The organism is Metabacillus bambusae (assembly GCF_017497975.1).
In the GTDB taxonomy this organism is placed as follows: Bacteria; Bacillota; Bacilli; order Bacillales; family Bacillaceae; genus Metabacillus; species Metabacillus bambusae.
This window is the reverse complement of record NZ_JAGDEL010000009.1, coordinates 99,420-123,027: the sequence shown is the minus strand read 5'-3', so window position 1 is coordinate 123,027 and position 23,608 is coordinate 99,420. Positions and strand designations below refer to the sequence as shown.

Below are 23,608 nucleotides of genomic sequence, written 5' to 3'. Positions count from 1 at the left end.
CGGCTGACTACTTTATATAGTAGATCGGCCTTTTTTAGTTATTTAATCTGTCTTTCGGTGAAATGAATCAAAAAGAGTTAAAGTCCGAGAAAGGCTTTAACTCTAATTCTTTTTAGTATGCACCACGAATATTCGGATGGATTTCCTGTTTATAGAATGTTGATAGTTGTTTTAATTCTGCTTCACTAAATGATTGAACCACTGTCGCTTGCAGATTATCTTCAACTTGTTTAACTGTTTTAAATCCAGGTATAACAGTCGTAATTTCCTCATGATCAAGAATCCAACGCAGTGCTGCTCTCGTCATATTTCCACGTCCGTCAGCGATCCAGCTAAGCTGTTCACTTAACTCGACACCTTTTGAAAATTCTACACCTGCAAATGTTTCACCTACATTGAAGTGCTCACCATCTTTATTGAAGCTACGATGGTCATCAGCCTCAAATTTTGCTTGTTTTGTAAATTTACCTGTTAACAAGCCACTTGCTAAAGGAACCCGTGCTAATAGACCAACACCTTTTTCCTTTGCTTGTGGAAGTAATTCAGTAACTGCCTTTTGGCGGAAGATATTAAAAATAACTTGCAGTGCTTTTACATTAGCTTGCTCCAAGCAAAGTAAGCCTTCTTCCACCGTTTCTACACTAACACCATAGTGGCGAATTTTCCCCTGCTGTTGCAGCTTATCTAGCACATTAAAGACACTGCCATCCTTTAGGATTTCCATAGGTGGACAGTGAATTTGATAAAGATCAATCGCTTCACGCTGAAGTCTTTTTAAGCTTGCTTCACAATATTCAGTTACGGACTTTTCAGAATAGGTTTCTGGATCAAAAATATCTCCTGCACGGCAAAACTTTGTTGCAATGTGAATTTTATCTTCTTTTCCCTTTGTCGCTTTTGCCAATAACTCTTCACTGTGGCCATCTCCATAAACATCTGCAGTATCAAAGAAATTAACCCCTGCATCCATCGCACGCTCTAATCCCTTTAACGCTTCCTGGTCATCAGATTTCCCCCAAGAGCCACCAATTGCCCATGTACCAAAGCTTAATTCACTGACTTTTAACTCTGTATCACCTAGCTGACGATAATTCACGTTCTCCACCATCCCTAATTATGTAGCTTTTGTATAATGCCTTGAACAAGTTAATTATAGTAAAATTAAAGCGCTAACAAAAGTAATTAGCCTTAAGTCTTCATCCTACATTTAACAATAGGAAGTGCTTTTTTCGATTTCACACATCCCATATTATTATAAATGACTCGGTTTTCCTCAAAAAAACGAGGTTGACTCAACCAGTAGCCTGGCCCTACCTGAGTCAACCTCGTTACTACTTGTAACGGAAAATCACATCTCCACAATCGTACTATTCAGGTTTGTTCGCTTGCAACTCCTGATAAAAGTGAACTAGTGCAATGATCGCACTACCCATTCGCTCCTCTTCTGGTACAACCATTCGAGTAATGCCAACCTCTCGCAACGCTTGGGCAGTTACTTTTCCAACTGAAACAGCGATAACATTTGTTGCAAAGGCATGTAACACTTCCTCCTCTACACCCTTTTCCTTAGCATGCGCCATTAAAAAACGTGCTTGTGGTGTGCTGGTGAAGTTTACCGCATCAATCTCACCTCTTAATATTTCACCAACCAACTGCTCCATCACTTCAGGTTTAGGGGGAATATGCTTATAAGGTAAGATTTCTCTATATTCTGCACCCTGTTCCTCAAGCCAGTCAATCAATACTGGAGCTGGATCACCATGTAGCTGAAGAGCAACACGTAAGCCCGTTAAACGATGGGCGTTTAATTCTCTTACTAGCCCTGCAGTGCTCCCATCATCATCTCTTACAATAGGTATAATTCCTAGCTTCTTTAATACATTAACAGTTTTATACCCTCTTGCTGCCACCTTTGATTTTTTTAAGGCTTCAATAAATTTTTCACCTAAGCCGATATTCACAGCCGTTTGATAAAGTTTGTCTGTCCCTAAGCCTGTCGTGAAAATTAGCCAATCAAAGTTCCCATCCACCAAGGCTTGGATTTCCTTTTCCACATTGGAATCATCAAGAAAAACCGTACCCTGCGCTGGGCGTACTAAAGCGACACCACCTAAATTCTCAACGAGCTTACTTAATTCCTCAGACTTTCTCTGTCCTGCCAGTGCAATGGTTTTGCCATTTAATCGTTTCACGACAATCCCTCCCAGTTATTTTCTAATTGCTAATATTGTATCATCATTTCTTAATAGATAGTTTATTCTGTTTCTTCTATATAAAATGGTAGCGATTACACTTCGTTATATTTTAGAAAAAATCTGCAAAGACAACAACTTACATAATCGTGATAAATAAAAAACCCCTTAAAAAGGGGATTCACATTAAAAAACAATCGTTTTATTTTGATGAACAATAATGCGGTCTTCCAAATGCCATTTTACCGCTCTTGCTAGTACGCTTCTTTCAATCGAACGACCAATTTTTTTCAAATTATCAACATTATCTCGGTGATCGACACGACCGATATCCTGCTCGATAATTGGTCCTTCATCAAGATCATTTGTAACATAATGTGAGGTTGCACCAATTAATTTTACGCCACGCCCATACGCTCGTTCATATGGTCTTGCTCCAATAAAGGCAGGTAAGAATGAATGGTGGATATTAATAATTTTATTAGGATTCGCTGCTACAAAATTTGGTGTTAGGATTTGCATATAACGAGCTAGTACAATTAAATCAATATCATAGTCTTTTAATAACTGTAATTGCTTTTCTTCGACTTGAGCGCGAATATCTTTATTAGCCGGAATGTGATAAAACGGGATATTAAGTCCTTCCACAACATCTCTTGCTTCTTCGTGGTTACTTATGACAAGGGCAATATCAGCCATTAAATCTCCACTTTGCCATTCCCATAAAAGCTCAAGCAAGCAGTGTAGCTCTTTTGATACAAAGATAGCCGCTTTTTTCACATGGTAAACATGAGTTAATTTCCACTCAAATGAAAATTCTTTCGCCAATTCAGCAAACTGATGCTCCATGTCTTTCGCTTTCTCTTTAAGATTAGGGCATTCAAACTCAATACGAATGAAAAACGTTCCATCTTCTGGATTTGTTGAATACTGACTTGATTCAATGATATTTGCATGATGTGAAAACAAAAACTTTGAGATTGTCGAAACAATCCCTGGTTGATCCGGGCAACTAACTAAAAGACGTCCACGATTCTGATTACGTTCCTGAAATAATTCTATTTGATCTTTAATATATGAATTCATTGTTAAAACCTCTCTATAAGTGATGAAAAACATTATACATGAGCAAGCTTAATTGGTTAAGAATTTTAGTGAATTTTTTTATTAGGAAATACACCCATTTAGGATTGCATCGTTTTCCTAAGACTAGCCTTTCGAATAATCTGGTTAATAACTTCTGATAAAACCAACCCGATTGCGATTGCACCAGAGATCATAAACGCTTTTGCAGCAAGAGGAATTGCGGCATTATAATCATTTTCTACGACCTGCCTCATTGCATCGTAAGCTAAACCACCTGGTACTAGTGGTATGATACCTGAAACATTAAAAATAATCATTGGTGTTTTGTAGGCCTTAGCAAAAAATTGACTAATAATCGCTATAAAGAAAGATGCAATTAGTGTCGCAAATACACTATCTAGTGTGTATTCATAAAGACCAATATAAACCATCCAGCCGACCATTCCAACGAAACCACACTTGAATAACGTTTTAACTGGTGCATTAAAGATGATTCCAAATGCAGATGACGCAATAAAGCTAGTAATAAACTGTTCGATCATAATGTAAGCCCCCTGCCTTACTTTTAATAAGGCTGATTTCTAAGAGATTGTTACTTTTAAAACAAAAACTAATTCAAGTTGATTGGAACGGATTGCGAAACTCCTGCGGGAACAGCGGGACAGGTGAGACTCATGCAGGCGTTTACGCCGAGGAGGCTCACCGCCCGCCCCGCGGAAAGCAAGCAACTGGAGTGGAAATCAACCACACCGCATTATTTGGTAAATAGCAACACAGTTTGGCGAGTCAGCCTTTAATAAAATGAAAAGACAACAGCAACACCCGCTCCGATCGCAAATGCTGTTAAAAACGCTTCAGCCCCTTTTGAAATACCAGAAACTAAATGTCCCGCCATTAAATCTCTAACTGCATTAGTAATTAACAAGCCCGGAACTAACGGCATTACGGATGCAATAATGATTTTATCAAGCTCCGTTCCAAGGCTTATCACAACAAACAATACAGCTATCAACCCGATAATAAAGGATGCTAAAAACTCTGCGAAAAACTTTATTTCTACTAATTGATGGATATAGATCAAGCATGAGAATCCAATTCCTCCGGCAATTAATGCGGGAAGAAAATCAGTCCAGCCACCTTTAAACATAATTAAAAAACAACCACTCGCTATAGATGCAGCAGCAATCTGTAACCAAATGGGGTATGCATGTGCATCATTTTCTATCTCTTTTAGATGTTCGTATGCCTCTTGAACTGAAAGCTCTCCACTACTGATTAATCTTGAGACACTATTCACTTTTGCCACCTTTTGTAGGTCTGTTGAACGGTCGACGATTCTTACTAATTTTGTTGGGTTATGACTGTCTATAGAAAAAATGATCCCAGTAGGAGTAACATAGCTATGTGAATGTAAAATACCATAGGCCGCCGCTATGCGCATCATCGTATCTTCAACCCGATACGTCTCCGCACCACTTCTAAGCATGATCTTTCCAGCTAATAAACACACCTCGATAATCTCAAACGTTTGATTTTGTTTATTTTCCAACATTCCTTCACTCCATAACAGATGTCTATATAGAGTTTAATGAAGAAGGTTCATTTAAGCAAATCTTTCTTTCCTTCTTTGACTTTTCCCTGTCCTCACCATTTTATTACCACCTGAATAGCTTAGTATAAATACCTATTCAGGCGGTGACTTGAATAATGGAACTTCCAATCCTATTATCAGGACCGATCATTCGCAAAGTAGACCCAACACAGGTGTATATTTGGATTACTACAAGCAAGGACTTTCATATAGAAGCAGATCTTTATCAAATAGGCAATCAAACTAACAAAGGTGATAAACAGCTACAAGTTCGTACAAAGTTAAAATCTGTTCGTCTTGGAAAACAACTCTTTGTCCATTTAGTACACATCACACCTTCACAAGAAAACCTACCTGTTGATCAATTACTTGGCTATAATTTGTTTTTTACAAGGGGATCTAATAGATATGATTTAAACAGCCTGGGTCTACTTTCTCCTGACAACCCTAACTCAATTATCTATGGTGATTTCTCATATCCTACCTTCTATATTAATTCAAAAGCAGAATCAACCATTCTTTATGGCTCATGCAGAAAATTACACGGAAAAGGACAGGATGCCTTAGCAAAGGCAGACGAAATGATTGCACAAAAACCATTAGATAAAGAAGCGAGGCCTAGCTCCCTCTATATGTTAGGTGATCAAATCTATGCAGACGATGTTGCAGATCCAATTTTTCCTATTATCCAAGAAATGAGCCATCAATTAATAGGAGATGAACAGGAAGACTTATCAATAGTGGAGCCGTCTCTTAAAAGGAGTAGCCTTAAACAGCGCATAACAAAAATCCAGGGCAGACAATTTATTGTCGAACAGCTTTGTAAATTCACCTCTTCCAATGCATACAACCACCTTATGACTTTCGGAGAATATGCAACAATGTACTTATTAAGCTGGAGTCCAGTACTTTGGCAAGCGGCGAAGGAAGAGAATGTGCTGTATACGTTCGAGGAAGCTTATCAAAACAATCTGGTTCATTTTACTTTTCCTAAAAAGGCAACGTCTCTTAAGGAGCATCATGATGAGTATCTCCAGCGTAAGGATCGCTATCATGAACAATTACTCGATATCAACCAATTCCAACAGTCGGTTGCAAAGGTTCGACGCTTATTAGCCAATATCCCCACCTATATGATATTTGATGATCATGATATTACAGATGACTGGAATATTTCATTAGAATGGAAAAAACAAGTCCATACTGCTCCATTAGGAAGACATACAATCGCTAACGGTCTTGCTGCATACTGGGCTTTCCAAGGGTGGGGAAATGACCCAAGCCGTTTTGACCAAACCTTTATTACAGCCATGAAGCAGTATTTCAAAGGTTTCCATGTAGGAACACCCGCTTACAAGTACTGGCTTCAAACGTTGGAGGAATTTCAATCATGGCATTTTACCGCTCCAACTACACCTTTGACACTATTCCTTGATACTCGAACATTACGAGAATATGATTCAACTTCAAAGCATGTAAAATGGATGAATTTGATTAAAGAAACGGCAAAAACGCCTAAGTTAATTGGGGAAAAGGGATGGGAGCTTGTTGATCAAACATTACAAGATAGCGGTTGGAATAAAGGGGAACCTCTCATAATCGCTTCTCCAGCACCACTATATGGAATCGGTTTGATCGAATCTTTTTTTAAAAACAATATCTACCCATTTCGAGCACTAGGTGTCCCAGTCCATTACAAATTAGACTTCGAAGCTTGGAAATATAATATTGAAGGCTTCTCTTCTTTTCTTCATCACCTTAAGGAATGGAAGCCTAGCGAATGCATCATTTTATCGGGGGATGTTCATTATGCTTCAAATGTAAAAGCTGATGTCGAAATAAACAAAGAACATCTCACTATCTATCAGCTGACAAGTAGTCCAATGAAGAACATGAGCTTTGAAGGATTGTTCGGGAGTTTGCTCAAACTCATTGTTTGGATTACGACACTCAGACAAAAGGGGAAAACGGTAAACAAATATTATGATGATCAGAATCATATTCTCAAAGAGAGTGACTTATCTCATCAGTCAGGAAACGTAGTGTGGAAAGAAAAAATTAGCTATCAATCTTTAGAACATGGCACTATCATAGAAACAGCTAATAACCTAGGTCTTTTGACACGAACGAATAAGGCTATTCAAAATATGCTATTACTTGACTCTAATGAACAATATGGAAGGTTTGAGTCTCTACCTTTAAAGAAGAAGGAAGACTGCTAACTAATAGCTACCGCCAATAGCAATTCAAATACGAAACCTATTCGGCTGACTCAAAACCATAGGGGAAGACCCTTTTGAGTCAGCCTCTAGAAACTAATAATCCCTTACATAATGATTTTTTTACGAACAACCCTTTGAAGTCAGCAATAACGATAATAGCTTGATTATAGACAGATAGAGTCGTTTGCTATATGATTTATGAAATATTATGACACTGTTTTTAAGCTAAATTGTTGGAAAAGGAAGAAGGAAAAGATTTGAGTAACAAAAGTAAATATCCAATTTATATTTCTCTATTTTTCGTTATGGTGATTTGGGGATTCAATGTTATTGCGACAAAACTGCTTGTCACAAGCTTTATGCCAGTCACAATGACAGCACTCCGAATTTTCACGGCAGGTGTTGGTGTGTTCATCATCCTGTTTTACTTAAAACTAATTAGAAAGCCCTCCAAAAAAGAATTTCTTTATATTCTCATCTGTTCACTTTTTAATGTTGTTGGGCATCACTACTTTTTATCCGTTGGATTAAAGGGAACGTCAGCATCTAACGGTGGGCTTATATTAGGTATGGGGCCTATATTAACAACGATTCTAGCAATCTTTTTTCTAAAAAACAAAGTGACCTTACTACGCTTTTGTGGAGTTATTTTTGGTTTTATCGGAATTTCATTTATTGTGTTCCAAAGTGGTGAAGGGCTACAATTCATGTCTTTAGGTGATATTCACGTATTTTTATCAATATTTTTACAAACGATAAGCTTTATCATGATCAAAAAGGTTTCTTCAACATTAGATCCACGTCTTATGACAGGATATATGTTGATCATTGGGTCAGTTTTCTTATTCATCATCAGCCTAATTGTAGAGCCAAATGGCATTCAAAGCATGGCTATGGCTAGTGGATCGTACACAGTGTGGATCATCTTTTTTGCATCTGCCTTCTTAGCAACATCTGTTGGACATATGACATACAATTACGCGATTGGAAAAGTTGGTGCAGCCGAATCTGCGATATTCATTAACCTTAACCCATTCTTCGCATTAGTTGGAGCTGCACTGTTTTTAGATGAAATGATTACCTTCACTCAAGTAATCGGGTTTATTTTTATCATATTTGGTGTTGTCTTAGGTGCTGGAGGATTAGAGGATTTGTTACGACACCAAAAAAGCAAAAGGGAAATGATTATATCAAAATAAATCAGTTTGAAGCTTTAATTGTAAAAGGATCACATTAACACAACGTTAAAAAACTTGACATAGAATGTTAGGGTAACTAATATTTATCGTAATAGGCTGTTTCCAAATCTATACAAAGACAGTCATTAAATAATCAAAAAGCATATCATAACATTCTCTTTCACTCTCAAAGTAGGTCATTCGAAAGCCGCAGAAAGGAAGTAATTCACACTTTTTTCATGCGGTTTTTTTCGTATATAACGAAAGGAGTTTTTATTTTTATGGAACCATTTATAAGAAAGCTCACAGCATCAGCCAAGAAAATAAAGGCTGATTTAGTCATTAAAAACGGTAAAATCATTGATGTATTTAATGGTGAATTGATTGAAGAAACAATCGCCATTACTGACGGAATCATTGTTGGGATTGGCGACTATGAAGGGGTAAAAACGCTTGATGCAGAAGGAAAGTTTATCTCTCCAGGCTTTATCGATGGCCATGTTCATATCGAATCTGCGATGGTAACGCCTTTTCAATTCTCACAGGTTGTTATACCACATGGAGTAACTACGGTCATTGCTGATCCTCATGAGATTGCAAATGTTAATGGAACCGATGGAATACAGTTTATGATCGATTCCGCGAAGGACGCACCCTTAAACATTTATTACATGCTCCCTTCATGTGTTCCTGCAACACCGTTTGAACATGCTGGCGCAATTCTTTCAGCTGAAGACTTGCAACCTTTTTATGAGCATGACTGCGTATTAGGCTTAGGAGAAGTCATGGACTTTCCATCAGTATTTAATCAAGATCCAGCCATGTTAAAAAAGCTCCATGCCGCTAATCTGCTATCGAAAAAAATTGACGGCCATGCAGCTGGAATTTCAGGTGATCCCTTAAATGTTTACTTAACAGCTGGTATAAAAACAGACCATGAATGTGTCACACCAGAAGAAGCGTATGATCGTTTAAAAAGGGGCATGTATGTCATGCTTAGAGAAGGGTCTGCTGCAAAGGATTTAGTATCATTATTGCCAGTGGTCACTGAAAGAAATGCCCGTCGCTGTTTATTTGTTACTGATGATAAACATTTAGATGATTTACTTGCTGAAGGTAGCATCGATTATAGTATTTCGCTTTCCATTAAAAACGGGTTAGATCCGATTCTTGCATACCAAATGGCTACAATTAATGCAGCTGAATGCTTCGACTTAAAGACAAAGGGTGCAATTGCTCCTGGGTATGATGCAGATCTGATCTTATTAAATGATCTTGAGACGGTTGAAATAGACCAAGTTTTTATCAAAGGCAAACGTATAGCCGAAAAGGGTGTTTTTATTAACACCGAAAACACTACAGCAGATGTAAGGATACCTAACAGGTTATTAAATACAGTTCATTTTAAAAATTTCGCAGTCGATGAGTTACGATTAAAATCTCCAGAGAATGCTAAAGCAAATATTATTGAGGTTCTTCCAAATAAAATAATAACGAGGCATATTGTCGAAGAAATCGAAACAAGCAATGGGTTCTTTCAACCATCGATTGATAAGGATCAGCTTAAAATTGCTGTAATTGAACGACATAGCCATACAGGAAATATTGGGTTAGGCATCGTAAAGGGGTTCGGTCTAACAACCGGAGCAATTGCCACAACTATCGCCCATGATTCACATAATGTTGTTGCACTTGCTACAAACGATTATGATTTATACAAAGCAACTGAAATGATGAAGGATATGGGTGGAGGAATGGTTGTTGTAAAGGATGGTGAAATACTAGCTTCTTTACCACTAGAAATATCTGGATTGATGACTGCTAGTCCCTTTGCAATCATAAATGATAAGTTAATGCTTATCGATCATGCCTTAAAAGAAATTGGCTTTAAAGGGAACTTTAATCCTTTTTTAACTTTGTCGTTTTTGGCTTTACCGGTAATACCAGAACTAAAACTTACTGATCTCGGACTCTTTCAAGTGAAAGACTTTAAACATATTGATGTTATTCTTTAATTTCAACTATAAAGTAGTAATGTTCTAGTTCCGAACAGTTTTCTGTCAAACGAGGAATTTGCGCTTGATATTGAGAGAATCGGTGGATTTTTCGATTCTCTCACTTCAAAGCGTGCTAACATTAATTAACTTACCCGCAGCATTTTTTGTACTTTTTCCCACTTCCACAAGGGCATGGTTCATTTCTTCCAACCTTTTCAGTACTTACAGGCGGACCAGCCTTAGTTAATTTCAACTTCCATTCCTCCATAAGTGGATGATCCAACCCAATGATTTTATAGTAGCTATACGCTAACTGCTCAACTTCAACTAAAAATGAGGTAGGCCTTTCACTTACATATTGATTAATTTCTGGTTCTGCTGCAGGACTTAACTGATGGACAAGTGCTTCAATAATGATGGCTTGACTATCTTCATCCTCGACCTCACGATAAGCATTTCGTAAAACCTCTACTGCATAATCAGTCTTGATATTCTCTATTATAGAAGCAGCAAAAATATTCGATTCTTCAATTAAAAGATATGGCACAACCGCCTCGACAACCTCATCCGTTTGCAAGGAAATCAAAGTTGCGGCAACTTCCTCTAGCAGTATGTCCTCATCTCGTACAAGCAAGGGGGCTAGTGTTTGTATGTACTTATCATTCTTCATTAAACCAATCATATAGACGACAAGGATTCCATTATAACTAAACCATTTATCTTTTAGGTTTTCTTGTACAGTTTTATCTAGTTGAGCTTCAGTTACCCAACCTTTTTTCACAAGCGTATAAGCAACTTTTTTGGCTGTTATATATAAATTCGAATTAAGGTTTGTTTCAGCCTCTAGCTTGTTAACAATGTCCTCAAATAAAATCCAGACCTCTTCTTCAGTCCTATTTACTAGGACATCATATAGAGACCAGTAATCATTAGGAAGAAATGGAGTTAGATCCTCCTTATGTTTTAAGGCAAGTTCAGGATCCAAATCAGCTAACAACTGAAAATATAAATGGCGCATATTACTAGGCGCACGTCGGGCTCCTTCAACTAAATGTCCAACAATCTCTTCATGCATAGGATCAATTGATAAATAAATTAAAATTGTCGAGCTTTTTTCTTCATTTTCCACAGCTTCTCTGACAAGCTTTTCAACCCAGCTCTTACTAACATTTGGGTAATCATGTAAGGCTTGGACAACAAATTCCTGAACGATTAGATCATCCGTAATGAGGAAAGGTTCAATTCTGTCTTTAAAGTTCATATTATCGTCCTCTCTATTTCTATAGTTATTACTTCATTTCTGTTGCGAAAAAAATGGTCTACCTATGTTTTAACATGTGTATCTTTTCAAAACAATGACGCACTACTATTGAGAGAAAAAAATCATAAAGTAGGGGTTTGAACTATTTAGAGTAGCGGGAATAATTTACTACAATTATTATTTGAAAACGCATTTATTTTTATTGACAACATGTATATACAAGTTTAAGATAAACACATGACATGTATATACATATTTCGACAGGCTGCTTCAATAATGAAAACGCTACGCTTGTGCAAATATGTATTAAAATATTTTTACCAAATTGATGGGTATGGAGGGAAAACCATGAGTGTTGATCAAAAACAAGTAAGTCAAATTATAGATGCAATAGGTGGTAAAGATAATATATCAGCAGCTACACACTGTGTTACACGCTTACGCTTTGCGTTAGCAGATGAAGGAAAAGTAGATAAAGAGGCGCTTGAATCGATCGATCTTGTAAAAGGGTCATTTTCAACCAATGGACAGTTTCAAGTAGTTATTGGCCAAGGTACTGTTGATAAGGTATATAAAGAGCTCGTAAGTCAAACTGGAGTAGGGGAAGCATCTAAAGATGATGTAAAAAAAGCTTCTGAGAAGAATTTAAACCCTCTACAACGTGCGATTAAAACATTAGCAGATATCTTTATTCCTATCTTACCTGCCATTGTTACAGCTGGTTTATTAATGGGGATCAATAACCTCTTAACGGGGCCAGGAATTTTCTTTGATGAGGCTTTAATCGAGGTTTATCCTCAATGGGCAGATGTAGCAAGCATCATTAACTTAATAGCTAACACTGCGTTTGTGTTCTTACCTGGATTAATCGGTTGGTCTGCTGTAAATAGATTCGGTGGAAGTCCATTACTAGGTATCGTGCTTGGTTTAATGCTTGTTCACCCTGACCTTTTAAACGCTTGGGGCTATGGAGCAGCTGAGGAAATTCCGACATGGAACTTATTTGGTTTAGAAGTACAGAAGGTTGGTTACCAAGGACAAGTTTTACCAGTCCTGCTTGCTTCATATGTGTTATCTAAGCTTGAAGTGTTCTTAAGAAAACTCATTCCAGATGCATTTCAGCTACTACTTGTTGCACCAATTACGCTTTTGGTAACCGGACTTGTTTCATTTATCGCAATTGGACCAATTACATTTGCAATTGGTAACGTTATTACAGATGCGGTTGTAGGAATTTTCGATGTAGCACCAATTGTTGGAGGATTAATTTACGGTGGGCTTTACGCACCTTTAGTTATCACGGGTATGCACCATACATTCTTAGCAGTAGACCTACAGTTAATCGGCAACACTGGCGGTACCTTCTTATGGCCAATGGTTGCATTATCAAATATTGCTCAAGGTACCGCAGCGCTAGCAATGATGTTCATATTAAAAGATGAGAAACTCAAAAGTCTATCGATAACATCCGCTGTTTCTGCTTATCTTGGTATTACTGAGCCAGCAATGTTCGGTGTAAACTTACGATTCCGCTTTGCCTTCATCTCAGCTATTATTGGGTCGGCACTTGCAGGAGCGTTTATCTCAATTCAAGGCGTAAAGGCTCCATCTATAGGTGTCGGTGGCCTACCCGGATTCCTATCCATCTTCCCGGAAAACTGGGGATCATTCTTTATCGGTATGGCCATTGTAATTGTAGTACCATTTGTCCTAACCTTGTTATTCGGGAAAATGCGTAAAGAAAAATAATAGATAAAAGCGGAGAGCCTATCGTTTAGATTAGGCTCCCTGCTATTTCACATCATATAGCAAAATATTGAACCTGACAGGATGGTGTAAAAAATGAAACAACCTTGGTGGAAAAAAGCGGTCGTCTATCAAATTTACCCGAAAAGCTTTAATGATACGAATGGAAGCGGGGTAGGCGATCTACAGGGGATTATTAGCAAACTAAATTACTTAGAAAAACTAGGTGTAGATATCATCTGGCTTACACCGATTTATGCATCTCCGCAAAAAGATAATGGCTACGATATTAGTGATTACTACTCGATTCATGAAGAGTATGGCACAATGGAAGACTTTGATGAATTACTTGATAAGGCTCATCAACATGGCATTAAAGTCATTATGGATATTGTTGTAAATCACACATCAACTGAGCATGAGTGGTTCAAGCAAGCTGCATCATCAAAGGATAACCCATATCGTGATTTCTACATTTGGAAGGATCCTAAAGCTGATGGTTCTTTACCTACCAACTGGGAATCAAAATTTGGTGGCCCTGCATGGGAATACGACAAGAAAACAGAACAATATTACCTCCATCTATTTGATGTCACACAGGCTGATTTAAATTGGGAAAATGAAGGCCTTCGTAATGAAGTCTATAAAATGATGGAATTTTGGTTTGAAAAGGGTGTCGATGGATTCCGTCTTGATGTCATCAACCTCATTTCGAAAAATCAAGACTTCCCAGATGATGACGGATCAGTACCACCTGGTGATGGAAGAAAATTTTACACAGATGGTCCTCTCGTCCACGAGTATATTCATGAAATGAATACGGAAGTGTTCTCAAAACATAATAGTATGACAGTCGGTGAAATGTCCTCCACGACAATTGACCATTGTATTAAATATTCCAATCCCGAGCGTCAAGAACTAAGTATGACGTTTAACTTCCATCATTTAAAGGTCGACTACCCTAATGGTGAAAAATGGGCAATTGGAGAAATGGATTTCCTTGCATTAAAAAATATTTTATCCACCTGGCAAACAGGAATGAATAAAGGCGGAGGCTGGAATGCACTATTTTGGTGCAACCATGATCAACCTAGAATTGTTTCCCGCTATGGTAATGATGGAGAATATCACCGTGAATCAGCGAAAATGCTCGCAACGACCATTCATATGATGCAAGGAACTCCTTATATTTATCAGGGCGAAGAGTTTGGCATGACAGACCCTAAGTTCACATCGATTGAAAAATACCGTGATGTTGAATCGTTAAATATGTACAGCATTTTGCAGCAAAAGTGCATGTCTGAAGAAGAAATTCTTGAAATACTAAGACATAAATCACGTGATAACTCTAGAACTCCAGTGCAATGGGACAACACAAAACATGCAGGTTTCACAACTGGAACTCCTTGGATTGATGTCGCGAATAATTATAAAGAGATTAATGCAGAGGATGCTGTAAATGATCCAAACTCAATCTTTTATCACTATCAAAAGCTAATTTCATTACGTAAAGAATACGACATTATTACAGATGGCGATTACGAGCTACTATTACAAGATGATCAACAAATTTTTGCATATATAAGAACAACAGCAAACGAAAAGCTACTAGTTGTTAATAATTTTTATGAAAAATCAACAACATTCGCATTGCCTGACCACATCAAAGTGGACGGATTTTCAAGAAAAAAATTAGTATCTAACTATCCAGATTCTGTTGAGACATTTGAAAAAATGGAACTTCGCCCATATGAATCTGTTGTATATTATTTACAAACTATTAAATAGAAAGATTAAAGGAACAAAAGCGCTGGAGCTGGATGTCGTGCGCTTATCCACAGTTCAAGAATTTTATAATTTCATAAACGATCAAAATGCATCGTCATACTTGTTCATGGTAAGATAATAATGGTGATAAAATATGAGAAATAATAAATACCTTGCCATCTACAAAGAATGGACAGATAAAATAAATTCTGGTGAAATCAAAGCAGGCGAAGCACTTCCATCTGAGCATGACTTAGCTGAAACATATGACACGAGCAGAGAGACGATCCGTAAAGCGTTAAATCTCTTATCCCAAAACGGCTTTATTCAAAAAATAAGAGGCAAAGGCTCAATTGTCATTGATGTACAAAAGATGAGTTTCCCAATCTCAGGATTAGTGAGCTTTAAAGAAGTTTCTAAAAACTTAAATATGGACCCGATAACAACTGTCCATGATTTCGGTTTAGTGAAGCCTGACCCATTTATAAAACAACAATTAAATGCTTCAAGCAAGGATGAGATCTGGAAGGTGTTTCGCTCACGAACGATTGGTGGCGAACATATCATCTTAGATAAGGACTATTTCCTAAAGAAATATGTGCCAACCTTAACTAAACAAATTTGTGAAGATTCAATCTATGAGTACTTAGAAAAAGAGCTTCAATTAAACATTAGCTTTGCAAAAAAGGAGATCGTTGTTGAGGATTGTACGGAGGAAGACAGACAATATCTCGACTTAGAAGGCTTTTCCCACATCGTTGTCGTCAAAAACTATGTGTATTTAGATAATGCAAGTTTGTTCCAATATACAGAGTCGCGTCATCGTCTCGATAAATTTCGGTTTGTTGACTTTGCGCGGCGTGGGGTTTGAACTACTTTTACATTTAGAGAGTTCTAAATTAAAATAACGAAAAAACACATTGATTCTACTTATGAATCATGTGTTTTTTTCTTTGAGCAATTATTCTTACTTTAACCAATACATAGTTCGTAATAATAATGCAAACGTTAATATATAGGAATCATTCATACACAGAAGTTTTTAGCTAATTTATCAATAAAAGCCTCTTATTTTGAAGGAGTTGAGTTTAGAATGACAGTTGAAGAAGGGATAAAGCAAACTGAAAAAGCCTATCAACAGATTACTGAAGGACATGCTATGATGTCTGATGCAGTTGTTAATGCCTTTTTATTTACATGGCAATGGTGGTTAGGAATTGGCTTAATTTTTCTCCCTTGGATTTTTTGGTTAATGTTTAGAAAAAGGGAAAGCACTGGTCGATTACTATTCGCTGGCGTTATTACAATGTTGCTATCAATAATGATTGACCTTATAGCGAGTTCTTTAGGCCTATGGTCTTATCCTATGAAGTTTTCACCTATAGCATCTCAACTATTTCTTCCTTATCATTTTTCATTAGCCCCAATTGCCGTTATGTTTTTTCTTCAAATTAAGCCAAACGCTAATCCATTAATAAAGGGTATTATCTTTTCTGCTTTGGCAGCCTTTATCGGAATGAATGTATTTAATATGCTTGATTTTTATAATCCGAAAGGTTGGTCAACATTTTATGACTTTTTTATTTATCTCTTATTGTTTTTTATAGCGTATTGGTTTAGTCGGATGGATAGTTTCAAAAAACTAAATGAGGAATGAAGATGATTGATATTCCTTTCTGAAGGGAAATTCTTGTAGAAGGGCGTGCATTATAAAATAGTTCCTTTAAAGAGCTGGTCTAACCAAGCTCTTTTTTATTGTATGTTCGCTTATTTTTCTGTTTGACCACAAAAGGATACATATATATATATCTATGCAATCATACATGCGATTCTGTTTTGATCATGATAAGATAAAACTATCCTACGATAAGAAAGGAAGTTCCCATGAAAAACGAGATTATTGAAAGATTTACTAATTACGTTAAAGTGGATACCCAATCAAATGAAAACAATGAATCCTGTCCATCAACACCTGGTCAGCTGACACTTGCAAATATGCTTGTTGAGGAGTTAAACGAAATTGGTATGAAAGAAGTCTCCATTGATGAAAACGGATACGTGATGGCAACTCTTCCTTCAAACACCGACAAGCAAGTCCCAACAATTGGATTTTTAGCACATGTGGATACAGCAACTGATTTTACAGGTACGAACGTTAAACCACAAATTGTTGAAAATTTTGATGGAAACGATATTGTTTTAAATCAACCATTACATATTGTCCTTTCTCCTACTCATTATCCAAATCTCAAAAATTATAAAGGACATACACTCATTACAACTGATGGCACAACACTTTTAGGTGCTGATAATAAAGCTGGAATTACGGAAATTATGACGGCGATGGCATATCTAATCAATCATCCAGAAATTAAGCATGGAAAAATTAGAGTGGCCTTTACACCTGATGAGGAAATTGGAAGGGGTCCCCACAAATTTGATGTAGCTGCATTTGATGCTGATTTTGCCTACACAGTGGATGGTGGACCTCTCGGTGAACTTCAATATGAAAGCTTTAACGCTGCTGCTGCCAAGATTACCTTCAAAGGAAATAATGTCCACCCTGGAACAGCTAAAGGGAAAATGATCAATTCGGCCAAGATCGCGATGGCGTTTAATAGCAAGCTCCCAGCAATGGAAGCACCCGAATTTACTGAGGGCTATGAAGGCTTCTATCATTTACTCACAATAACTGGTGATGTTGAAGAAACAAAGCTCCACTATATAATACGCGATTTCGATAAACAGCACTTTCAAGTAAGGAAAGATAAAATGGTTGGACTTGTCGATGAATTCAAAGCAGTATATGGACAGGAAACAATTATTTTAGAATTAAATGATCAATACTTTAATATGAAAGATAAAATTGAGCCAGTTAAGTACATAGTAGATATTGCTCATGAAGCGATGGAGAATTTAGGTATTCAACCTATCGTTGAACCAATCCGAGGCGGCACAGACGGATCCCAGCTTTCCTATATGGGACTGCCAACACCAAATATCTTTACAGGCGGAGAGAATTTCCACGGTAAATTTGAATTTATCTCGGTTGAAAATATGATCCAAGCAACGAATACAGTGATTGAAATTATTAAGTTGTTTGAAGAACGAGCAAGTAAATAAAAAGCTGTGACGGACTTTGTTTTTTGTCGATGAATTTTTAATTTCGAACTTAACTCTATCACTTTTTAAAGAAGGCACTGTTAAACTTGGTTGTTGATTTCCGCTGCAGGCGTTCGCTTTCCGCGGGCGGTCTGGGAGCCTCCTCGGTGCTTTGCACTTGCGTGAGTCTCCCTTGGACTCGCACTCCTGGAGGAGTCTCACATAGCAGCTCAAGAATAGAAGAGTTCTTTGTCTTCCATTTATGAGCGGCTATTTACGTTAGTTCAAAATAAGTATATTGGAGTTGATTTTGATGTTTATCCTTCATTTTATCGCCTTTTTATCAATTTCATCCTTTTTTTGTGAGGAGATAGAGATTTAGAGGCATCTCGCCTTGTATTCCTTAATAAGCTAAATTAGATTTCAACAAATCTCCTGTTTTTGTATCGATCTTAAAGTGCCAGTCATTCCTGCCGAACTTATCGGCTTGATCCCTTTCGCCTGCGCAAACTACAGATGGTTTATTACTAACAGTTGAAAAATATAAAAAGTGATATCCCTTCGGCGGTTCTTTTTCAAATAACAATTCTCCATCTAAGGTGAATCCTATTAGTTTTTCTTTCTCATGTTGACCACTGGAAATAACTAATATGATTGCACCCTTCATTTCTAATTTGGCAGTTAGTATATCTTCACATTCAACTTCAACCAATCTTTCATTATATAACCATGAGATGTTTCCATTTATCTTGTCGTATGTAAAAATACGCCTTCCGTCAAATGAAAAATAATAAAATTGAGTTTTCGATGACAAGTCTTTTCCGCATTCTATATAAACATATTCATTTTGTTGATCCAAAGTTGCAAATTGGATAGTTGAAAGATTTAGTTCAATCATTTCCTCATGATTGCTCCAGCTTACACTATTTGAATTCCAGATAAAGTCTTTTATTTTCATCAACTGCTCCTCTAAATGATCTTTTGCTTTAATACTAGCTTAATAGATTGAAGATAAGTAAACACATGATTATCCTGTCACTATCTAAACCAAAATCTTAATTTTCATTTGTTTTATGCTATATAATCATTTCTACTTACTAGTAAATCATAAAAATAGTCGAACGTTTCATTTTCATTATCTAATTCTTTGATTATAGAGTGGCCTCCACGCTCTCTTGTTTCGTATATATTCACCCATATTAATTTTCTCTGACTCAAACTTAAGTAGAAAATCTTTCTTCGTCATTATAATCCCCCTAGTATTTTGGGATGACCCCAATTCTCACTAGCATTTTGCATTGAGTGGTGTACAATTTGTTCTGCTCCACCGTTCATTAACAACTCCCCGGTAATGGTGTAGCTGTTCCTCTCAACCCATATACATAACCAATTGTAGTTTTACTATTTATTTAAAAATAACTTTTCCCACCAATCACCCAATACCTTTCATTCGTTGGGACATCCTCTAAAAAGTCTTTGTATACACTCTCCCAATTCTCAGGGACATACTCCTCATACGATGCTGGCTCAGGAAAACTAGAAATAAGTGTTTCAGTATCAAAATCAACAAATAATACTGGTTTATACTTATCAATTTCCTCCTTATTCGGCTCTTTCAATAAAAATTTACTAAGTTGATTTGTTGTCACTTTAAACTCTTCAATATGTTCAATAAAGTCTGCCGCCGTTTGTCTATTGACTATTGGAATATCAAATCGATCTGAAAAATCTCCTTGATTATGTAACTCATATCCAGCATCTATAAATGCTTGTTCATATTTTATTAAATCTAGAAACCACAGTTCTTTATCAGTAACATACCAATTCCACTTATCTCGATAATGTACCCAAACAATAATAGTTTCAGCGTATTCAATTTCGATTGTCATATTTTCCTCCTAGGTGATATACCAATATATTATCCTTTTCAAACTCTCATTCCAAATGTACAAAAATAGGCCTAATATCAAGAGAATTAGGCCCTACACTTCTACCAATTAGCATTAGGATAGAAAAATATTTATGTCTTTATCCGAGAAAACATTATTTAAATTTTCTGCTTCTAGTAATTGATTTACTTCTTGTTCAAAAAGATAAAGCATAAATACCTTTCTAAAAGTAATTAGTAAAGCTCTCTGATTATTAATTGGTACTGTAGACTGTATGGTGTTACCTTTGCTATCAATAAAAGATACAATTGAATTTGTATCATCTGCCTGCGTTAACATTATTGCTCTTCCATTTATTTGCGATTTATCGATAACATATAAAGAGGAAGGTATACCTATTAATGAGAATGCATTAACTAATTTGTGTTCATCAAAAGTTGGCCCGCCTATGTCCAATTCTGTATGATCCATTATAAATGGTCGAACTCTTTCTGAATAATAGTGAGAGGATAATCTGTCTAAAAGGAAGTATTTTGCACCTTCTGCTTCTGTATTAAATTCTTTTATCTTTCTCAAATAAGGATTATTTTCCCTTTCAAGAATAAATAATCCATATTCCCATTTCTCACCACTTTTTTCTAACATATAATAGTTTTCATAAGGTGGTACATCTTCTTTGATACAATTATCTTGATATGTAGTTAATTTCCCCACATGATTCAAAAGCCCTGATACCTGTCTTAAATCCACAAAATTCACCTCTTATTTTATTTCACGTATGTATCCTAACTTTTCCAAATTCTCTACTGTTGCTTCGACCATTTCTCCAGTCTCTATATCTATAACTTTTATATTACCCGTATAATACTGAGTTCCTCCTCCTGGTCTATCAAACCAAGGGGCAATTTTCCCACTTTCAACTCCAAATGGCTCTAATATTTCATATTTATGATATGGGGCTTCATCACTATGCAAAGCAAGCGCTCTTTGCTCATATGGAATACCCGCTGGAGATACAAAAGTTCCACTAGGAGCACCATATCTATCTATTACAGTTCCCCTTTCTATCTCTATTTTTATAGGTTTTCCTTCAAACCCATTGTTTGGCGGCCAGTTAATATTCCCAGTCTCTTGATCATAGTATTTTGGATTATCATAAACTTCTTTATACTTTAAATACTTCTGTTCGTTCGGTGGGTATGCCCAACCATCTAATTTAGCTCTATCTGCCTCACTTATTGCATCAATGGAATTAGAAAAATTACCTTTCGGAGCCTGATAAACCGCATTATCCGCCTGCAACTTATTAACATAATAAGCCCCACCACCAACAGCCAACAACCCTAGCGCCTGATAAAGGCTATTCTTCTGCTGCTCTTCTGTCAATTCATTCCCAAACATATCCTTACCAGTCAAGTATTCACTAAACCCATTGGCAGACACAAGCCCATAGATGCCCATCTCTGCTTTTTCAAGGGTAGAGAACGTATTTGCCGTTCGGTAGACATCTAATGCCTGGTCAGCGGCATGCATGCCCTTGGCGGTTTTGTAGATGGCACCTCCTCCTTTGACGATGCGCCCTGCCCAGCCTACGACTGGAATGAAGCCAGCTGCTGCCATGGCTCCGGCTGCGACACGTTGACCTGTTGTTAGTTTTTCGCCAGTAACCGGATCAACTCCTTCTGAAGCACGGATATAATCGTAGTATCCTGTGAGTTCGCCTGTGAAGGTTTTGATTCCGTCCCATGTTTTTTCGTACCATGGGCGATTTTCTAGCTCCTCTTGTCGCTTTAACTGTTCTCTGAATTTTTCTTGTTCGTCTTTGAATGAGAGGTATTCTTTTGTTTGCTTTTCAGCTTGTTCCTTCAGCTGATAGACGTCACTTGCTTTGTAGGCTTCTGCGTTGAAATGAATCGGTTGGATGTTGCTACCTTGGCGGGATGCTTCCATTAGCTGCTGAAAGAGTGCGACAACATATTGTTCATCACCCTCTGATAGGATGTATTCTGATTTTAGATTATTATCTATCTGGTCAACCGCATCAGCTGTGTCTTTCCGGTCTTTTTCTGCTTTTTCCATATGCTCATCAAATTGTTCCTTTGAGAAGACGTCGAGAGAAATCAGATCATCAATTCGGTTGAAGATCCTTTTCAATTCGTCCCGTTGGCTTGAGACCATTTCTTTATGGCTTCTCGCATGATGGGTGAGTTCATCCTCTAAAAATGGGACATGGACAACCGTATCACCTGATAAATCCTTGTCCTCAGCTGTTCCTGTGATGCCATTAAAAAAGGCAATGTTTCGATCAATCAGGCGGAGCCAGGCTTCGGCAACATCCATTTGGGCCTGGTAGAAGCCTTTGATGGCGTCGGCTCCCTTGCCTTGAAGTTGGTCGTCTAGATTGACGATATCATTGAATTGGCTTTTTACTTGTTCTAGCTTTCCCCGTAAGTCATTATAGCTTTTAGACCTTGCTTCCATTGAATCAATTAATGTTTTCGCTTCATATACTTTCACAGTCACCGTCTGCCCTTCCTTTCTTTTGGGTTCTTTTAAGAGATTGGTATAGAAAAGCGCAAGCGCCTTGATCATCGCCGTACAAACTGGAGGAGCATCGACTGAGATAAAGGAAACACGGTAAGCGTAGCGAACCGATGTTGACTTATCGTAGGGAGATGATCTGAAGTTTGATAGGCGATAGGCGCTGGAGCTAGACACCTAAACTAAGTACAAAAACTTATACTCTCTTACCTGGTATAAAAAAATAGGGGCTAAGTTGTCGATTGCGCCCCTCTCACCTCAAACGATCCCTTAACTCCCGAAGTAATAGCTTTTTGTACCAACACAGTAAAAACAACAAAGGCAACACTTAATTCCTTGTAATTGCTTCATCCTGTTCTTTTAATGAGCGTACATTTGCTTTTGTATCTTCTATGTTCTTCTCAACAACCTCAACATACTCACTTATGAGCTGATGAATTCTTGCTTCACGTTCAAGCCAATAAGTAGTAAAATCCAAACGATTTTTCCCTAGACTGCTAGATTGTGGTGGTTCAATCGTTACATTGGCTAATGCTGACTTCACTTCATTTAATTCTTTTATAACGGCTTCATAATTTAGTTTAATCGTGACCATTAATATAACCGCCTTTTCAAATCGCTAATTCGATCTGCAAGCTCATCTACAGCATCTTCACCCTTATCAATTAATTGACCAGCTTCATAGGCAAGGGCTCTTGTAACATTTAATAGATTCCGTTCCATCTCTAACATATTGATCTTACCTTCGATTAATCGTTGATAGCTAGAGTAATCAGTTTGCCCAATCTTCTGCATAACAGAATAGGCATCCTCACGTTCATGATCAAAATTGTCAGCTCTTTTCCCTGTCCATTCTATCCCTAAATCTGGTTGCTTTATTTTCTTTATTTCCTGGAGAAGGAGATCTTGCTCTCGACTTATATCACTTTTCGCTTGTGTTAATCGATCAATTTTTTCATCAAGATCATTCGATTGCGAAGAAATCGATCTTTGAATGGAATACAATATATTTGATAAACTCATCATCTTCACCTCT

The 23,608-nt window shown here is 37.2% G+C and carries 20 protein-coding genes; 8 read left to right on the top strand and 12 right to left on the bottom strand.

Translation table 11 applies throughout. The annotated features are described in order from the left end of the window. Nucleotides 1–112 precede the first annotated feature (112 nt). The 5 genes from I7822_RS13625 to I7822_RS13605 form a co-directional block, all read right to left on the bottom strand. Nucleotides 113–1,096: an aldo/keto reductase gene (locus I7822_RS13625; RefSeq protein ID WP_207979040.1), complete on the bottom strand. Its 984-nt coding sequence runs from the start codon at nucleotides 1,094–1,096 to the stop codon at nucleotides 113–115. A 271-nt stretch (nucleotides 1,097–1,367) separates the two neighbouring features. Beyond that, nucleotides 1,368–2,192 (bottom strand): uroporphyrinogen-III synthase, encoded by an 825-nt coding sequence (locus tag I7822_RS13620; protein ID WP_207979033.1) that lies wholly within the window; start codon nucleotides 2,190–2,192, stop codon nucleotides 1,368–1,370. Between the two features lie 186 nt (nucleotides 2,193–2,378). Further along, nucleotides 2,379–3,278 carry a formyltetrahydrofolate deformylase gene (gene purU / locus I7822_RS13615; RefSeq protein WP_207979031.1) on the bottom strand — a complete coding sequence of 300 codons (900 nt, stop codon included), beginning with the start codon at nucleotides 3,276–3,278 and terminating at the stop codon, nucleotides 2,379–2,381. Between the two features lie 98 nt (nucleotides 3,279–3,376). Continuing rightward, entirely contained in the window at nucleotides 3,377–3,820 is a 444-nt protein-coding gene (locus I7822_RS13610) for a threonine/serine exporter family protein (RefSeq protein WP_207979029.1), read from the bottom strand. A 251-nt stretch (nucleotides 3,821–4,071) separates the two neighbouring features. After that, on the bottom strand, nucleotides 4,072–4,830 hold the full coding sequence (locus I7822_RS13605) for a threonine/serine exporter family protein (RefSeq protein WP_207979027.1): 759 nt from the start codon (nucleotides 4,828–4,830) through the stop codon (nucleotides 4,072–4,074). 155 nt (nucleotides 4,831–4,985) lie between these two features. Between I7822_RS13605 and I7822_RS13600 the strand changes: the two genes are divergently transcribed. The 3 genes from I7822_RS13600 to ade all read left to right on the top strand — a co-directional run bounded on the left by I7822_RS13600 (nucleotide 4,986) and on the right by ade (nucleotide 10,284). After that, on the top strand, nucleotides 4,986–7,091 hold the full coding sequence (locus tag I7822_RS13600) for a metallophosphoesterase family protein (protein WP_207979025.1): 2,106 nt from the start codon (nucleotides 4,986–4,988) through the stop codon (nucleotides 7,089–7,091). Nucleotides 7,092–7,348: 257 nt separating this feature from the next. After that, nucleotides 7,349–8,290: a DMT family transporter gene (locus I7822_RS13595; RefSeq protein ID WP_243459454.1), complete on the top strand. Its 942-nt coding sequence runs from the start codon at nucleotides 7,349–7,351 to the stop codon at nucleotides 8,288–8,290. A gap of 260 nt (nucleotides 8,291–8,550) precedes the next feature. Continuing rightward, nucleotides 8,551–10,284, top strand: a complete 1,734-nt coding sequence (gene ade / locus I7822_RS13590) for an adenine deaminase (RefSeq protein WP_207979023.1) — start codon at nucleotides 8,551–8,553, stop codon at nucleotides 10,282–10,284. A 130-nt stretch (nucleotides 10,285–10,414) separates the two neighbouring features. Here ade and I7822_RS13585 read toward each other — a convergent pair whose 3' ends face one another. After that, nucleotides 10,415–11,527 carry a YecA family protein gene (locus I7822_RS13585; RefSeq protein WP_207979021.1) on the bottom strand — a complete coding sequence of 371 codons (1,113 nt, stop codon included), beginning with the start codon at nucleotides 11,525–11,527 and terminating at the stop codon, nucleotides 10,415–10,417. Between the two features lie 348 nt (nucleotides 11,528–11,875). Between I7822_RS13585 and treP the strand changes: the two genes are divergently transcribed. The 5 genes from treP to pepT all read left to right on the top strand — a co-directional run bounded on the left by treP (nucleotide 11,876) and on the right by pepT (nucleotide 18,163). Further along, nucleotides 11,876–13,276 carry a PTS system trehalose-specific EIIBC component gene (gene treP, locus I7822_RS13580; protein WP_207979019.1) on the top strand — a complete coding sequence of 467 codons (1,401 nt, stop codon included), beginning with the start codon at nucleotides 11,876–11,878 and terminating at the stop codon, nucleotides 13,274–13,276. A 93-nt stretch (nucleotides 13,277–13,369) separates the two neighbouring features. After that, nucleotides 13,370–15,061: an alpha,alpha-phosphotrehalase gene (treC, locus tag I7822_RS13575; protein ID WP_207979012.1), complete on the top strand. Its 1,692-nt coding sequence runs from the start codon at nucleotides 13,370–13,372 to the stop codon at nucleotides 15,059–15,061. A gap of 133 nt (nucleotides 15,062–15,194) precedes the next feature. After that, nucleotides 15,195–15,911, top strand: a complete 717-nt coding sequence (gene treR, locus I7822_RS13570; RefSeq protein WP_207979010.1) for a trehalose operon repressor — start codon at nucleotides 15,195–15,197, stop codon at nucleotides 15,909–15,911. Between the two features lie 222 nt (nucleotides 15,912–16,133). Beyond that, nucleotides 16,134–16,697, top strand: coding sequence for a CBO0543 family protein (locus tag I7822_RS13565; RefSeq protein WP_207979007.1), 564 nt, complete (start codon nucleotides 16,134–16,136; stop codon nucleotides 16,695–16,697). Nucleotides 16,698–16,924: 227 nt separating this feature from the next. After that, nucleotides 16,925–18,163, top strand: coding sequence for a peptidase T (gene pepT, locus I7822_RS13560; protein ID WP_207979006.1), 1,239 nt, complete (start codon nucleotides 16,925–16,927; stop codon nucleotides 18,161–18,163). Nucleotides 18,164–18,545: 382 nt separating this feature from the next. On the opposite strand, the gene I7822_RS13555 is transcribed toward pepT, so the two are convergent. From I7822_RS13555 to I7822_RS13530, 6 genes are all read right to left on the bottom strand, one after another. Beyond that, nucleotides 18,546–19,100 (bottom strand): hypothetical protein, encoded by a 555-nt coding sequence (locus I7822_RS13555; protein ID WP_207978998.1) that lies wholly within the window; start codon nucleotides 19,098–19,100, stop codon nucleotides 18,546–18,548. Between the two features lie 451 nt (nucleotides 19,101–19,551). Further along, nucleotides 19,552–20,031: a hypothetical protein gene (locus I7822_RS13550; protein ID WP_207978996.1), complete on the bottom strand. Its 480-nt coding sequence runs from the start codon at nucleotides 20,029–20,031 to the stop codon at nucleotides 19,552–19,554. A gap of 114 nt (nucleotides 20,032–20,145) precedes the next feature. Beyond that, nucleotides 20,146–20,781: a hypothetical protein gene (locus tag I7822_RS13545; RefSeq protein WP_207978994.1), complete on the bottom strand. Its 636-nt coding sequence runs from the start codon at nucleotides 20,779–20,781 to the stop codon at nucleotides 20,146–20,148. A 12-nt stretch (nucleotides 20,782–20,793) separates the two neighbouring features. Beyond that, the gene (locus I7822_RS13540) at nucleotides 20,794–22,554 is read right to left on the bottom strand and encodes a T7SS effector LXG polymorphic toxin (RefSeq protein ID WP_207978992.1); all 1,761 of its coding nucleotides are present in this window, start codon (nucleotides 22,552–22,554) and stop codon (nucleotides 20,794–20,796) included. A 346-nt stretch (nucleotides 22,555–22,900) separates the two neighbouring features. Further along, nucleotides 22,901–23,167, bottom strand: coding sequence for a YwqI/YxiC family protein (locus I7822_RS13535; protein ID WP_207978990.1), 267 nt, complete (start codon nucleotides 23,165–23,167; stop codon nucleotides 22,901–22,903). Then, nucleotides 23,167–23,598, bottom strand: coding sequence for a YwqH-like family protein (locus I7822_RS13530; RefSeq protein ID WP_207978988.1), 432 nt, complete (start codon nucleotides 23,596–23,598; stop codon nucleotides 23,167–23,169). The genes I7822_RS13535 and I7822_RS13530 overlap by 1 nt, the downstream gene beginning before the upstream one ends. Nucleotides 23,599–23,608 lie beyond the last annotated feature (10 nt).